Consider the following 14,114-nt stretch of genomic DNA (forward strand, 5'->3'; position numbering starts at 1 on the left):
ATTATTTCTCCTGCTCGAACTGAATTACTTCAAGAGCGTAGTAACCCGTCCAACTATATGTCTTACCGTTAAATTCAACTGCAAATTGTGTCGTCTCTGTTGCATCTGATTGATTGGTGATCATCAGTACACAACGTGACTTTTCTGTTTCAATTTCAACAACACTTGCTGTGTCATTATGACCAACAACTGTAATATTTTTCACTACACCACGTGCATTAACCGACTGTTCAAACTCTTCATTAAAGTAACCATGAGTTTCCACAACCGAGGCAAATAACGTCGATTCACCACGGCTACGTAATGTAAATGCTGGTTCACTGCGCAAGTTGAAGCTTGGGTCATTGGCACCGGAGCGAGTAAAGATAACTTCACCATTGCTATTAGAGCTAGTACCTAACCAAGTGTTGTAGCTATTATCTTGTAGCCAGCTAACTAAAGCCGTTTCATTTGCTTCACCAGCCCCGACTTTCCATAGATGTTGGTAACCATGATCATCACCTAGTGTTTCAAGTTCTTTAAATGTTTCATATTCAAAGTTAGTACGGATAATTTGACCATTGTATTGGTGAGAGTAATCATATTGATGCTCGCCTTCACCAGTAATGCGGTACAAATCAATCAGTAGTGGTGCTTCTAACTCTTCAAGGTTAAGTAGGAAAACGCTACGCTGCATACCAAAACCATCATAATGATCGTTGGCAAATGCGCTCATGCCTTTTAGGTTGTCATCATTAACTTGGAAGAAGTGTGGTAAACCATGTACTGAATCTGCACGATCAACATCAAAATAGTTCTGACAAGTTTCATCAATCGTTACGCCATTGTGGGCAATAGTTTGACGTGCATACGATGGGTTTTCTGGTAAGTATCGACCACCGAACTTAGGCTCAACGTTGATCCAGCGAGCAAAGCCATATTCACGAAGTACTTCATGTCCACGATTAAATAGCGTGATACCTAAGGCATCAAAGTGACCATGACCCATACCGTGCATACCATAGTTCATAACAAGCTGAGAGACATCACCGCTCTTATCTTGCATACGAACAAAACCTTGTGCGCCTTGAGTACCATCAGGACCTTCATTCAGTTCCATACTTGGCCAGTAAGGCAAGCCAATTTCACGTTTCGCTGATGCTTCTTCATAGGCACGAGAAACTTTAAGGCCGCATGGGTGCATCCATACACCACCTTGGATTTTTGCCATACCAAGAATATTATCGTCTAACGCGTAATGTGCACCGTAAATGCTCACAGCAACTTGAACACCCATATCAGCAATGCTCATACTTTGTGATGCATCATTCATTGCTGGGAATACACCGTTAGGGTACGCCGTAGCAAGCAATGCTTGAACCGTGTTACCTACTACGCCATCTTTGTAGTTATAAATATCAACTTCAGGCATATGACGATGAATGATTTCAGCCAGTAGAACTAATGGACGAATAGTAAAGCGAGAGTAGTATGGCCCTTCAAGGTAGTAACCTGATGGTGCAAATAGATTAGATACTTGATCTAGGAAACCACTTGATTCTTCAGGGTTTTTACCATATACCGCCATTTCTAGGTATTCCGGCTTACCGATAGCAACAGCACAAGCGCCAACAGCAGCAACTGCCCAAACGCCATGATTATGAATATGATCAAAACGATGTGAGTATTTATCGATACTCATTTCGATCATTGGAATAAAGATACGATCAATAATGCGTTGACGTTGCGTTTCTGTCATTGTTGATGCAACACAAGAGTAAGCAATACTGGTAAATAGTAACCAACCATGTTCATTTAGGATCTGATGGAAGATACGTCCTGTTGGGTTAGTATTCTTTTGTACTTGGAAGCCAAGTTCAAGGTACTTGTCGGCATACTCTTCTAATAAAGCAACAACAAAGTCGGCATACTTTTGCTCTTCAGTAATGAGGAAAAGACGACCAGCAAGGTTCATATAAGTATAATTTTCTTTATGACGATTATGCTCATAACTACCACCATCACCATGACCAGGAACCTCTAAAGGCAGGCTCATGAAAGCTTCAAGTTCTGTAACATTTTTAGCGATAGTGTTTCCCATCAAAGTAGGTCGCCCTACCTCTTTACGAAGCTGTTCAATTTCCTCTTGAGTAAGAAGAATTGGCTGTGTAGTCATCATCATCAGTACCTATAATAGACAGGGTTATTTATTCAAATAGCCTATAAAGTAATACAATAAGAGGTTTTATCCTACTAAACCATAGCGAAATGATGATAAGAATCACACTTATTTGATCTAACACCAAAAATAGCCTGAAATACGCACAACGCACCGTATACATAAGCCATTGATATATATAGAATCAAGTAAATAAGCTTTGATTTAAGTCACATAAAATTAAGTATATTGTATGACAATTGAATTTTGCAGTTTATTATACCCATATAGAAATACACTTTTTTCAATTTCATTATTTTAGGAGATACCCCATGAGCAACTTTTTCAAAATCGCAGAACACGAATGGGAAGATATTGGTGGCGGTATTAAACGTAAAATCGTTGGCTACACTGATGAACTTATGGCTGTTCACCTGAACTTTGACAAAGGCGCTATCGGTGCACCACACGCACACGAAATCCATGACCAAATCGGTTACGTTGTTAGCGGTAGCTTTGAAGCTGAAATCGAAGGCGAAAAACATGTACTTAAAGCTGGTGATGCTTACATCGCTGCTAAGCACATGGTTCACGGTGCTGTTGCTCTAGAGCAAGATAGCATCCTTCTTGATATGTTTTCTCCTGCACGTGAAGACTTCTTAAAATAATCGTTAGCGCAACCTCAGTTGCTAAGGTAAGCACATGAAATCATTCAACATCGCGGTCATTGGCGAGTGTATGGTTGAGCTACAAAAAAATGGCGACAGCCTTAAACAGAACTTTGGTGGCGACACTTTAAATACAGCTCTGTATTTATCTCGCCTAACTAAAGAACATGGCATCTCAACTAGCTATGTTACTGCTTTAGGTCAAGACCCATTTAGCGTAGACATGCTAGAAAAATGGCAAGCGGAAGGGATTGAAACTCAACTAATCTCTCGTGTTGCAGGCAAGCAGCCTGGTCTTTACTACATCGAAACAGATGAAACTGGTGAGCGTAGCTTCCATTACTGGCGTAATGATGCTGCTGCTAAGTTCATGTTTGATCAAGAAGACTCAAGCGCAGTTATCGAAAAACTGATGACATTTGATGCTATTTACTTAAGTGGTATCACTCTAGCAATCTTAACCGACAACGGTCGTAAGGTTCTTTTCTCATTCCTAGAAGCTTTCAAAGCAAAAGGTGGCAAAGTTATCTTTGATAACAACTACCGTCCTAAACTATGGCAAGGTGAGCAAGAAGCGATTTCTTGGTACCTAAAAATGCTATCGTTTACTGATATTGCTTTATTAACTTTTGACGACGAGCAAGAGTTATACGGTGATGAGTACCTAGAGCAATGTATCGAGCGTACATCTGAAGCTGGCGTTTCAGAAATCGTGATCAAGCGTGGCAGCCAAGATTGTCTTGTTATTGAAAATGGTGAAGCAAACTACGTTGCACCAAATAAGATTACCAATGTTGTTGATACAACAGCTGCTGGTGATTCATTCAGTGCAGGCTACCTAGCTAAACGTTTCTGTGGTGGTACAGCTCCTGAGTCAGCTTACGCTGGTCACTGTGTTGCTGGAACAGTTATCCAATACCCTGGTGCTGTTATTCCAAAAGAAGCGATGCCTGACTTATCTCTGTAATATAGTTTACAGTAATATAATCAATGCCTCATATGCCGCTTGACCTTAATAAGGTAAGCGGCGTAATTTCAGCAGTATTTAGTCAACTTATACTGCCTATTAAGAGAAGAGAATTATGACAACTTTGAATGACCAACTAGCTTCGCTAAAAGTAATCCCTGTAATTGCTATCAACCGCGTTGAAGATGCAATCCCACTAGGTCGTGCTCTAGTAGACAACGGCATGCCATGTGCTGAAATCACTCTACGTACTGAGTGTGCAATTGAAGCGATTCGTGTAATGCGTAAAGAATTCCCAGAAATGCTGATCGGCTCTGGTACGGTTCTTACTAACGAGCAAGTCGATGCTTCTATCGATGCTGGCGTAGATTTCATTGTAAGCCCTGGCTTTAACCCACGTACCGTTCAGTACTGTCTTGATAAAGGTGTTGCTATCGTTCCTGGCGTTAACAACCCAAGCCTAGTTGAGCAAGCAATGGAAATGGGTCTACGTACTCTTAAGTTCTTCCCTGCTGAGCCTTCTGGTGGCGTTCCAATGCTAAAAGCACTAACAGCTGTTTACCCAGTTAAATTTATGCCTACTGGTGGTGTTAGCCTTAAGAACGTTGATGAGTACCTATCAATCCCTGCAGTTCTTGCATGTGGTGGCACTTGGATGGTTCCAACTAAGCTTATGGATGAAGGCAAGTGGGATGAACTAGGTGCTCTAGTTCGTGACGCTGTTGCTGCAGTAAACTAATTAAGCTTTAACAAGCGACTTATAATGGCGAGTAACGATTAAGTTGCTAGACCATTGTAAATATTTAATAAAAAACGAACCTCAGGTTCGTTTTTTTGTTTATATACCTCGCGAAAACACATTCACAAACCTTATCGAGATCACACTTTTCACACACCTTAACACGTTTTGTATTACAAATAATCAACGAAGTGAAGTCATCCAACTAATGACAAAAAAAACGATAAAAACCATGCAGATACCATGATATCTATATTTACCTAGTTTTAACTTCCGGATATAGATCACAAAACGAGAAGAGAGCCTACTACTATAGGCTTATTGTAGTACAAATGACTAAGGAAAAAGAGTACTCTTGCTGCCAGTTAATATGATCTACATTTAAAAGGCTGTAAAAATGACTATTGATACTTTTGTTGTTCTTGCCTACTTCTTCTTTTTAATCGCTATTGGTTGGATGTTCCGTAAGTTCACCACCTCAACCAGTGATTACTTCAGAGGCGGCGGTAAAATGTTATGGTGGATGGTAGGTGCTACAGCCTTCATGACACAATTTTCAGCATGGACGTTCACAGGTGCTGCAGGACGCGCATTCAACGACGGTTTTGTTGTTGTAATTCTATTCTTAGCCAACGCGTTTGGTTACTTCATGAACTACATGTACTTCGCTCCGAAGTTCCGTCAGCTTCGTGTTGTAACAGCGATTGAGGCTGTACGTCAGCGTTTTGGTAAAACATCAGAGCAATTCTTTACTTGGGCAGGTATGCCTGACAGCCTTATTTCTGCGGGTATTTGGTTAAACGGTCTAGCAATCTTTGTTGCCGCTGTTTTCAACATCCCAATGGAAGCGACGATTGTCTTCACTGGTATTGTACTGGTTATCATGTCTGTAACTGGCGGTTCATGGGCCGTTGTTGCATCAGATTTCATGCAAATGCTTGTCATCATGGCTGTAACAATTACTTGTGCGATTGCTGCTTACTTCCACGGTGGTGGTCTTGGTAATATCGTTGAAAACTTCAACGGTGACTTCGTACTAGGTAATAACCTGAACTACGTAAGCATCTTTGTTCTATGGGTAGTGTTCATTTTCGTTAAACAATTTGGTGTAATGAACAACAGCATCAATGCTTACCGTTACCTATGTGCTAAAGATAGTGAGAACGCACGTAAAGCTGCTGGTCTTGCATGTATCCTAATGGTTGTTGGTCCTCTAATTTGGTTCCTACCACCTTGGTACGTAAGTGCATTCATGCCAGAATTTGCTGAGCAATACGCTTCTATGGGTGATAAAGCTGGTGATGCTGCTTACCTTGCCTTTGTACAGAACGTAATGCCTGCAGGTATGGTTGGTCTACTAATGTCAGCAATGTTCGCTGCAACCATGTCTTCTATGGATTCTGGTTTAAACCGTAATGCTGGTATCTTCGTAATGAACTTCTATAGCCCGATTGTTCGTAAGCAAGCAAGCCAGCGTGAGCTAGTTGTTGTAAGTAAGCTAACGACTGTTGCTATGGGTATTATTATCATTTCGATTGGTCTGTTCATTAACTCACTACGTCACTTGAGCCTATTTGATATCGTTCTAAACGTTGGTGCATTAATCGGCTTCCCAATGCTTATCCCTGTACTACTAGGTATGTGGATTCGTAAGACTCCAGACTGGTCTGCATGGGCAACGCTTGTTGTTGGTGGTTTCGTTTCTTACATCTTTGGTATTTCTCTACAAGCTCACCATATCGAGAGCCTGTTTGGTCTATCACAAGAACTCACTTCTCGTGAATGGGCTGACCTGAAAGTTGGTCTAAGCTTAGCAGCTCACGTGTTCTTTACTGGTGGTTTCTTCTTGCTTACTGCACTGGTTTACAAGCCACTGTCAGAAGAGCGTGAGAAAGAAGTTGAAGCACTATTTACTAACTGGAACACACCTGTTGTTTCTGAAGGTGAAGAGCAACGTAACCTAGATACTAAGCAACGTACTATGCTTGGTAAACTAATTACAACGGCTGGTTTCGGTATCCTAGCAATGGCACTGATTCCAAATGACCCATCTGGTCGCCTGCTGTTCTTACTATGTGGTTCTATGGTTCTATCTGTTGGTATCTTACTTGTTAACGCAGCTAAGACAGGCAGTGTTGAACAAGAACAAGCTAACTAATTTAACTTAAACCGTTAAATTTAAAAGCCTCGCTATTTTTAGCGAGGCTTTTTTGTATGTGCTGTTCTTCATATACTATATACCCTGCTCCAAAACTAAAAAACTCCTGAGGAGTCAGGAGTTTTTTTCGAACGTCATTGCCTTTATTGAAGACCTTTGACTGTGTGCATTATCATCTTGAGAATGATTATTGCGATTTTTTTGCCACTTCTTTGCTCGTGTCTTTCCAGTACTGAATTCGAACACGATGCAATTGAGCTCTTCTCATTTTTTTCATCTTCATATCCTTATTCGCTCTTCATTGAGCTTTCCTATTGATTTTTGTCTTCCCTATGAATCTATCTCTCTAGTTCTCTTTTGCCTAGTGCATAGATCACAAATTAATAATAGCACAAACTAAAATATTCACTTTTGTATAAAGTTAATACATAGCAAACGTTTAGCTGATAAATACCAATTTAAAAGAGAAATGTGACAAATTGATTGCATATTAAAAACACGACAGTGACTACAATTCCAAATGTGAACGGTCATCACATAAGTGGTAATGATCATTTCTATATAAGCTTGCTAAGACTAAATTGGTAGCGCTGTCGTGTATTTTAATGGCTCCATCGCAAAGGTTGAGGTGACATTAGAGATGCCATCAATACTATTTACCAGTTTCTTATAAAAACCATCGAAAGCCTTCATGTCCTTCACCAGTACCTTCATCATATAATCGTACTCTCCAGCCATACGATAAAATTCCATCACTTCTGGAAAGGGGGATACGGTTTCAACAAAATGATGGTACCACTCATGAGAGTGATCACTGGTTTTAATCATGACAAAGGCTGTAAAAGCTAAGCCCAGTTTATCGGGGTCAAGCAGCGCCACTTTCTTGCCTATGATCCCCTGCTCTTCCAGTCGCTTTAAGCGCTTCCAACATGGCGTTGTTGTTAAATTTACCGCTTCAGCCAACTCCGCTAGCGAAGTCGTACTATCTTGCTGCAGCTTCTTAAGTAACGCTTTATCCGTTTTATCCAAATCCATTTCACAAAACCTTTCACCTGTAGAATAAATTTCTATTAACTAGTCAATATAGAGTAAATATAGCAAAGCTTTTCCCTGCATTGATAGGTAAATTATTCTAATCATCTTAACAAGGATATCAATCATGTGTACCGATCATCAGTGGATTAATAATGCAATTCGTAAAATTGAAGCCGACTTTCAACGCTCTGCCGATACTCACCTGTTCAAACTTGATCTACCTTCGATTGCTGGCATTGATGTTTACTTAAAAGATGAAAGCACTCACCCTACAGGCTCATTAAAACACCGTTTAGCTCGATCTCTTTTTCTCTATGCGCTGTGTAATGGTTGGATTGGTCCTGAAACTACTGTTATAGAGTCATCTTCGGGCAGCACTGCTGTTTCAGAAGCGTATTTTGCTCGTTTGTTAGGTCTACCCTTTATCGCTGTTATGCCAAAATCGACTGCTCGAGCTAAGATTGAGCAAATCGAATTCTATGGCGGTCAAGCACACCTTGTCGATCGCACCGATGAGATTTATGCAGTATCACATCGCTTAGCGGCTGAATTAAACGGTCACTACATGGACCAATTTACCTACGCTGAACGTGCTACGGATTGGCGAGGCAATAATAATATCGCTAACTCTATCTTCAACCAAATGATGCTAGAAGATCATCCCATTCCAAGTTGGATTGTTATGAGCCCAGGAACAGGTGGTACTTCAGCAACACTCGGTCGCTTTATTCGTTATCAAAAACACACGACTAAGCTGTGTGTGGTTGATCCCGAGCACTCCGTATTTCATGACTACTTTAAAACTGGTAATCCAAACCTTATTGGTGATCGTGGCAGTAGAATTGAAGGTATTGGTCGTCCACGCGTAGAGCCGAGCTTTATTCCAGGTGTGATTGATGAGATGCGTACCATTCCAGATGCTGCGAGTATTGCAACGGCTCATTGGTTAGAAACACTGCTAGGGCGTAAAGTGGGAGCGTCAACGGGCACCAATTTATATGGTGTGTTGCTACTCGCTAGTGAAATGAAATCTCGTGGAGAAAAAGGCTCTATCGTTACTCTGCTCTGTGACAGTGGTGAACGTTATTTAGATAGCTATTATGATGCCCATTGGGTCAAAGAGAATATTGGCGATCTATCTACTTATGCCGCCCAACTGGAAAACTTCGCAGCCACAGGGAAGATGTAGGTCCATAACTTCCGTGGATTAATATAAGTTCAGTGGGTAATCATTTGATTTGATCCCCATTGAACTGTAATAGCTTAAACTCACCTACTTAGACTTAGCTTCAAATGCCGCTAATTGCTCTGCCGTAGCTTTGGGCTGATGGTTTAGCTTCCACTGATCATAAGTCATTCCATATACTCGCTCACGTGCATCATCAAGCTCTAACTCAATACCTTGCTCATCCGCAGCGGCTTTATACCACTTACTAAAACAGTTTCGACAAAAGCCTGCCTGAATCATTAAATCAATATTTTGCACATCTTTATTATCATCTAAATGGGCTAATAAGCGGCGAAAAGCGGCTGCATCAAGCTTATCTTGCTGCTCTTGTGTAAGTGTTTGGTATTTAAAATCTGACATTCCCTGACCTCGACTGTTATGGCTGATATATTATCGTTTTACTTCTACTTTTATCATCGTTTAAATTGCTCTTTTTTTAAAGCCTGATCTTTATCAAAATAGATCATAAATGCTGACCAGATAGCAATCACGGCATAAATCATGGACTGACAGATAAAATTAAGCCCCTATTCCAAGTCGAATAAGGGCTTAGTTATCACGATATAAAGTGTCGATTAATCCATTTAGCCGTGACTAATACGACCTTTGTGTTCATGATCCAGTGCTTTATTTAGCTCTGACTCAACATGACCTGGGGAGCGCGTTAACCCTGATATCAAGCGATACATAGCAGGTATTACTAGCAAGGTAACTAACGTCGCAAATGCCATACCGAAGAAGATAACGGTACCCACAGCAACACGACTTTCATAACCTGCGCCTGTTGACGTGATTAAAGGAATCGCACCAGCAAGTGTTGTAAACGCCGTCATTAAGATTGGGCGTAGACGGCGCGCAGAGGCATCAATAATCGCTTGCTCAAACTCAACACCGCGATCACGTAATTGGTTAGCAAACTCAACGATAAGTATTCCGTTTTTCGTTACCATACCGATCAACATGATCATGCCAATTTGGCTATAAATATTAAGCCCTTGACTCATAACGACTAAACCTAAGAAGCCACCAAAAATCCCCATCGGAACGGTAAACATCACCACTAATGGGTTAACGAAGCTTTCAAACTGCGCGGCAAGGACTAAGTAGGCAACCAAGAGCGCTAAACCAAAGACAAATAAAGTACTCGACTGATTCTCTTTAAAGTCTTTTGACTCACCAGAATAGCTAATTGAGATATCACCTGGTAGCAAGTCAATCGCCTGCTGGTCAAGGAAATCCAATGCTTGTCCTAATGTATAGCCATCAATAAGGTTGGCTTTTATCGTGATCGCCTTTTGTTTATTGTAATGCGACAAACGAACGGCTGATGCGACTTCTTCAATGTTAGTCACTGAATCTAGCGTAACTAACTCACCAGATTGAGTTCGCATGTAGATACGACTTAAATCGGTTGCATTATTAAAGCTATCTTCGTCACCACGTAAATAAACGTCGTACTCTTCACCACGTTCTACAAACGTCGTAACACTCACGCCACCCAGCATAATTTCTAACGTATCAGAAATATCCGAAATACTCAGACCTAGCTCAGCAGCACGTTGCTTATCAACATTAATCACCAACTCAGGTGTTTTTTCAGAGTAGTCCGTTGATGCCCCTTCCATCATTGGTGAGTTTTCAGCAATCTGCTCTAACTTATCAGCCCAGGTCTGTAGCTCACTATAATCTGCACCACCGAGTACATATTGAACCGGTTCACTTGATCCACCACGAAAGCCCGGCATAAAAGGATAAACCTTGATATCGGGTAAGCCGGCTAATGCTTTGCGTGTTTCATTCAGTGCTTCTGGCGCAGTGATCTCACGATCATCCCAGTCTTCTAGCTGCATAATAACGAAGCCAGTTTGGTCACCCGCATTACCACCAAAAGCGGGTGACTGAAGGCTAAATGATCTTAAGAAGCCTTGCCCTAACAGTGGCATAAGTCGCCCTTCTACCAAGTCCATATTGGCAGACATACGGTTATAACTTGTTGCATCAGCACCACGCACAAAGGCAAAGATAACGCCTCGGTCTTCTTGCGGAGCGAGTTGTGCGGGTACTTGATTCATTAAATAACCACTGCCACCAATACAAGCAATAATGACAAAAGGGGCTAACCAACGTAAGCGCATAACATAAGCAAGTAAGCGTCGGTAAAGGCTCTCTAAGCGAACAAATAAACGCTCAACAACTAACGTAAATCGATTTGGTTTTACGTTCATTTTAAGCAATTTACTACTTAAAACCGGTGTTAATGTTAAGGCAATCAATGACGAGAAAATAACTGACATGGCAAGCAGCACTGAGAACTCAGTAAATAGCAAACCAACCATACCATCCATAAAGGAGATCGGTAGGAAAACCATAACGAGAACAAGTGTTGTAGCAACAACCGCAAAGCCAACTTCACGCGTTCCTTTGAAAGCCGCAACCAGTGGTGACTCGCCCTTTTCTATATGGTGGAAAATATTTTCAACGACGACGATTGCATCATCAACAACCAAACCAATCGATAAAATAAGTGCCATTAAGGTAATTAAGTTAATCGAGAAACCAAAATAGTAAGCGGCAATAAAAGAAGAGATCAAAGATACAGGTACGGTAATCGCAGGGATTAGTGTCGCTCTTGCTTGTCCTATAAAGATATATAGAACCAGAATAACTAAACCACCCGTTATAAATAGTGTGCTAAATACCTCAGAGATAGAACGGTCAATAAAGATGGTTGAATCGTAATCAACCACAAGTGATGTGCCTTCTGGTAGGAACTTTTGTGCGTTATCAACCTCTTTATGCACTAACTCCGCGATTTCTAGTGGGTTGGCATCAGTTTGAGGAATAATCCCCATACTCACATTGACAACACCATTACTCTTAAAGGTTGAGTTCTCATTTTCAGCCCCAAGATAGACATCCGCTACATCTTTTAAATAAATAGGAGTGTTATCGCTGGCATGCTTAACAACAAGGTAGTCAAAATCTTCTGCGTTGGCATAAGAACGAGCGGTTCGAACTGACATGACAATCGCATCATTGCGAACTTCACCACCAGGACTTTCAATATTCTCGCTTCTTAATGCGCTGGTAATATCAGCGGTGGTCACCCCGCGACCTGCCATTAAATTGGGCTTAAGCTTAACGTACATCACTTTGTACAAGGCACCCGAAGTACTAACCGAGCTCACACCTGATATAAGACTAAAGCGGTCTTGCAAAACACGGTCAATATAATCAGTCAGTTGCGTTCTATCCATCGTTGAGGAGCTAAGATTGATATAAATGGATGCTTCACCGCTACCATTATCTTTTGCCACGATAGGATCATCGGCTTCATCGGGTAATGAACGTTGTGATCGAGCAACCGCATCACGCACATCACTCACACCAGTATTAAGATCATAACCTAAGTCAAAGGTGATCTTAATTCGTCCCATGCCATTACGAGTGGTCGATGTGATTTCATCAACCCCACTAATTCCTGATAATTGATCTTCTATTACCGAGGTTATCTGGCTCTCAATAATAGTCGCAGATGCCCCTGAATAACGGATACTAACCGATACGACTGGGCTTTCAATATCAGGCATCTCTCGAATAGCGAGTTTATTAAACGAAACAATACCAAAGACACATAACAGTAAACTCAATACGATGGCTGCAACTGGTCTCTTTACGGATATATCAGACAACAACATTAATTAACGTCCTTTTTAACGACGGGTGCGGTATTTGGTTTTCCATCAGCACCAATCTCTGCCACTGTTGCACCATCTCTAATATTAACTAAACCTTGCACGACAATACGCTGGCCGATCTCTAACCCTTTATCAATGACAACTTGATTACCAATACGCGCGCCAAGTATCACTTCTGTTTTCAGTGCTTTGTTGTCATCACCAATAACATAAACAAAACGCTTAGTGCCTGAGTACTCTAATGCTTGCACTGGAATAATTGCCGCTTCTATTGCTGGGAAATCCATATTCGCCGCAACTAACATACCTGGTTTCAACTTGCCGTCATCATTAGTAAATTGAATTCGAACGCGTAAATTCAGAGTTTCAGGGTTAATGCGAGAATCAATACCTGTCACGATGCCTTCAAAGATGGTTTCTCCCCACGCGCTTGTTGAGGCTTGCACTTTCATACCTTTCGATAATTGCGAGAGGTAATGCTCTGGGACTTGTAAATCCAATTCCATCGCATCTAAATTATCGAGCGTAAATAATTCCGCGCCAGCACTCACTATTTTTCCGCGACTAAAATCAATAAAGCCGACTGTCCCTGCAAATGGCGCAGTTATATGTAAATCTTTCAAATTAGCTTGAGAGGCTGCTAAACGCGCATTAGCAATTTCAACATTGGTTTTCTGAGCATCAATTTCTGTTTGAGTAATGGCATTGCTCGCAGCTAAACGTTCAAATTCTTTTAATTTACGCTGCTCATCTTTCAGGTAAGCTTGTGCTTCTGATTGTGCTGCTTGCGCCTTATCGTCGTGTAATTGAACCAACAACTGCCCTTTTGTCACTTTTTGATTGGCTTTTACTGAAATTAAATCAATTTTACCTGTTACCTCAGGAGAAATAATCACGGCTTGCTCTGATTTCAATTTACCGATCAGGGAAAGAGACTGGGAAACTTGATGGGTGTCCACTGATTCGGTAACAACGCTGGTAGGACGCACTGACAAGTCACGTGCTGCTACTACGGATGATGATGCTGTAATTATCGATACGGCTAATAAAGATAACAGTTTTTTATTTTTCATTATTAGTTCCAAAAATTTTAGTTCACTTTATTTTAACCACATTCAAGGCGTTATAACGTCAAGAAGTGTAAAGAGTAATAAATAAAGTAGGTAAATAGATGTATAATAACGCAGCAAAATGTATGTTTTCTGACAGGTTTGTTGAAAAAGGCAGCATTCGATTCAAAATGATAAGAAAAACACTTTACAGCTTGGTCGAGTTTGCTATGATTCGCTCCGCACTTGAGAGATGTGTTGGGAAAACCTCTTTCGAGCTTACTTTTAATGAAGTAAGATGAGTGCCCCCTGGAGGGGTTCCCGAGTGGCCAAAGGGAGCAGACTGTAAATCTGCCGGCTCCGCCTTCGATGGTTCGAATCCGTCCCCCTCCACCATATTTTACTTAGTGTCGTATGACATTGAGACCACTTGAT

At 41.1% G+C, this 14,114-nt stretch carries 10 protein-coding genes and 1 tRNA gene; 6 read left to right on the forward strand and 5 right to left on the reverse strand.

Annotation, left to right across the window (positions count from 1 at the left end; genetic code table 11):
• Window position 1 precedes the first annotated feature (1 nt).
• Window positions 2-2,155, reverse strand: coding sequence for a heparinase II/III family protein (locus tag BCU68_RS14220; protein ID WP_102565428.1), 2,154 nt, complete (start codon window positions 2,153-2,155; stop codon window positions 2-4).
• Window positions 2,156-2,469: 314 nt separating this feature from the next.
• Between BCU68_RS14220 and BCU68_RS14225 the strand changes: the two genes are divergently transcribed.
• The 4 genes from BCU68_RS14225 to BCU68_RS14240 all read left to right on the forward strand — a co-directional run bounded on the left by BCU68_RS14225 (window position 2,470) and on the right by BCU68_RS14240 (window position 6,669).
• A complete protein-coding gene (locus tag BCU68_RS14225) occupies window positions 2,470-2,805 on the forward strand; it encodes a cupin domain-containing protein (RefSeq protein WP_102565418.1) in 336 nt (111 codons plus the stop codon).
• A 34-nt stretch (window positions 2,806-2,839) separates the two neighbouring features.
• Window positions 2,840-3,772: a sugar kinase gene (locus BCU68_RS14230; RefSeq protein ID WP_102565419.1), complete on the forward strand. Its 933-nt coding sequence runs from the start codon at window positions 2,840-2,842 to the stop codon at window positions 3,770-3,772.
• Between the two features lie 115 nt (window positions 3,773-3,887).
• Window positions 3,888-4,511, forward strand: coding sequence for a bifunctional 4-hydroxy-2-oxoglutarate aldolase/2-dehydro-3-deoxy-phosphogluconate aldolase (locus BCU68_RS14235; RefSeq protein ID WP_102565420.1), 624 nt, complete (start codon window positions 3,888-3,890; stop codon window positions 4,509-4,511).
• Window positions 4,512-4,908: 397 nt separating this feature from the next.
• Complete coding sequence (locus BCU68_RS14240) at window positions 4,909-6,669, forward strand: sodium:solute symporter family protein (protein ID WP_102565421.1); 1,761 nt, start codon at window positions 4,909-4,911, stop codon at window positions 6,667-6,669.
• A gap of 576 nt (window positions 6,670-7,245) precedes the next feature.
• Here the strand turns inward: BCU68_RS14240 and BCU68_RS14245 are convergent.
• A complete protein-coding gene (locus BCU68_RS14245) occupies window positions 7,246-7,704 on the reverse strand; it encodes an Lrp/AsnC family transcriptional regulator (RefSeq protein ID WP_102565422.1) in 459 nt (152 codons plus the stop codon).
• A gap of 124 nt (window positions 7,705-7,828) precedes the next feature.
• Between BCU68_RS14245 and BCU68_RS14250 the strand changes: the two genes are divergently transcribed.
• On the forward strand, window positions 7,829-8,893 hold the full coding sequence (locus tag BCU68_RS14250) for a PLP-dependent cysteine synthase family protein (RefSeq protein ID WP_102565423.1): 1,065 nt from the start codon (window positions 7,829-7,831) through the stop codon (window positions 8,891-8,893).
• Between the two features lie 84 nt (window positions 8,894-8,977).
• Here the strand turns inward: BCU68_RS14250 and BCU68_RS14255 are convergent, their stop codons facing one another.
• The 3 genes from BCU68_RS14255 to BCU68_RS14265 all read right to left on the reverse strand — a co-directional run bounded on the left by BCU68_RS14255 (window position 8,978) and on the right by BCU68_RS14265 (window position 13,703).
• The gene (locus tag BCU68_RS14255; protein ID WP_102565424.1) at window positions 8,978-9,292 is read right to left on the reverse strand and encodes a DUF1244 domain-containing protein; all 315 of its coding nucleotides are present in this window, start codon (window positions 9,290-9,292) and stop codon (window positions 8,978-8,980) included.
• 224 nt (window positions 9,293-9,516) lie between these two features.
• Window positions 9,517-12,630 carry a vibriobactin export RND transporter permease subunit VexH gene (vexH, locus tag BCU68_RS14260; protein WP_102565425.1) on the reverse strand — a complete coding sequence of 1,038 codons (3,114 nt, stop codon included), beginning with the start codon at window positions 12,628-12,630 and terminating at the stop codon, window positions 9,517-9,519.
• The gene (locus tag BCU68_RS14265) at window positions 12,630-13,703 is read right to left on the reverse strand and encodes an efflux RND transporter periplasmic adaptor subunit (protein ID WP_102565426.1); all 1,074 of its coding nucleotides are present in this window, start codon (window positions 13,701-13,703) and stop codon (window positions 12,630-12,632) included. Before BCU68_RS14265 ends, vexH begins: the two co-directional genes overlap by 1 nt.
• A gap of 287 nt (window positions 13,704-13,990) precedes the next feature.
• On the opposite strand from BCU68_RS14265, the gene BCU68_RS14275 reads away from it, so the two are divergent.
• Window positions 13,991-14,075 (forward strand) — tRNA-Tyr (locus BCU68_RS14275).
• The last annotated feature ends 39 nt before the right edge of the window (window positions 14,076-14,114 follow it).

Source organism: Vibrio sp. 10N.286.49.B3, from assembly GCF_002873395.1.
In the GTDB taxonomy this organism is placed as follows: domain Bacteria; phylum Pseudomonadota; class Gammaproteobacteria; order Enterobacterales; family Vibrionaceae; genus Vibrio.

Bases quoted from the DNA above. Each gene is read 5' to 3' on its own strand.
- BCU68_RS14220 (WP_102565428.1), bottom strand. From the start codon at position 2,155: ATGACTACACAGCCAATTCTTCTTACTCAAGAGGAAATTGAACAGCTT.
- BCU68_RS14225 (WP_102565418.1), top strand. From the start codon at position 2,470: ATGAGCAACTTTTTCAAAATCGCAGAACACGAATGGGAAGATATTGGT.
- BCU68_RS14230 (WP_102565419.1), top strand. From the start codon at position 2,840: ATGAAATCATTCAACATCGCGGTCATTGGCGAGTGTATGGTTGAGCTA.
- BCU68_RS14235 (WP_102565420.1), top strand. From the start codon at position 3,888: ATGACAACTTTGAATGACCAACTAGCTTCGCTAAAAGTAATCCCTGTA.
- BCU68_RS14240 (WP_102565421.1), top strand. From the start codon at position 4,909: ATGACTATTGATACTTTTGTTGTTCTTGCCTACTTCTTCTTTTTAATC.
- BCU68_RS14245 (WP_102565422.1), bottom strand. From the start codon at position 7,704: ATGGATTTGGATAAAACGGATAAAGCGTTACTTAAGAAGCTGCAGCAA.
- BCU68_RS14250 (WP_102565423.1), top strand. From the start codon at position 7,829: ATGTGTACCGATCATCAGTGGATTAATAATGCAATTCGTAAAATTGAA.
- BCU68_RS14255 (WP_102565424.1), bottom strand. From the start codon at position 9,292: ATGTCAGATTTTAAATACCAAACACTTACACAAGAGCAGCAAGATAAG.
- vexH (WP_102565425.1), bottom strand. From the start codon at position 12,630: ATGTTGTTGTCTGATATATCCGTAAAGAGACCAGTTGCAGCCATCGTA.
- BCU68_RS14265 (WP_102565426.1), bottom strand. From the start codon at position 13,703: ATGAAAAATAAAAAACTGTTATCTTTATTAGCCGTATCGATAATTACA.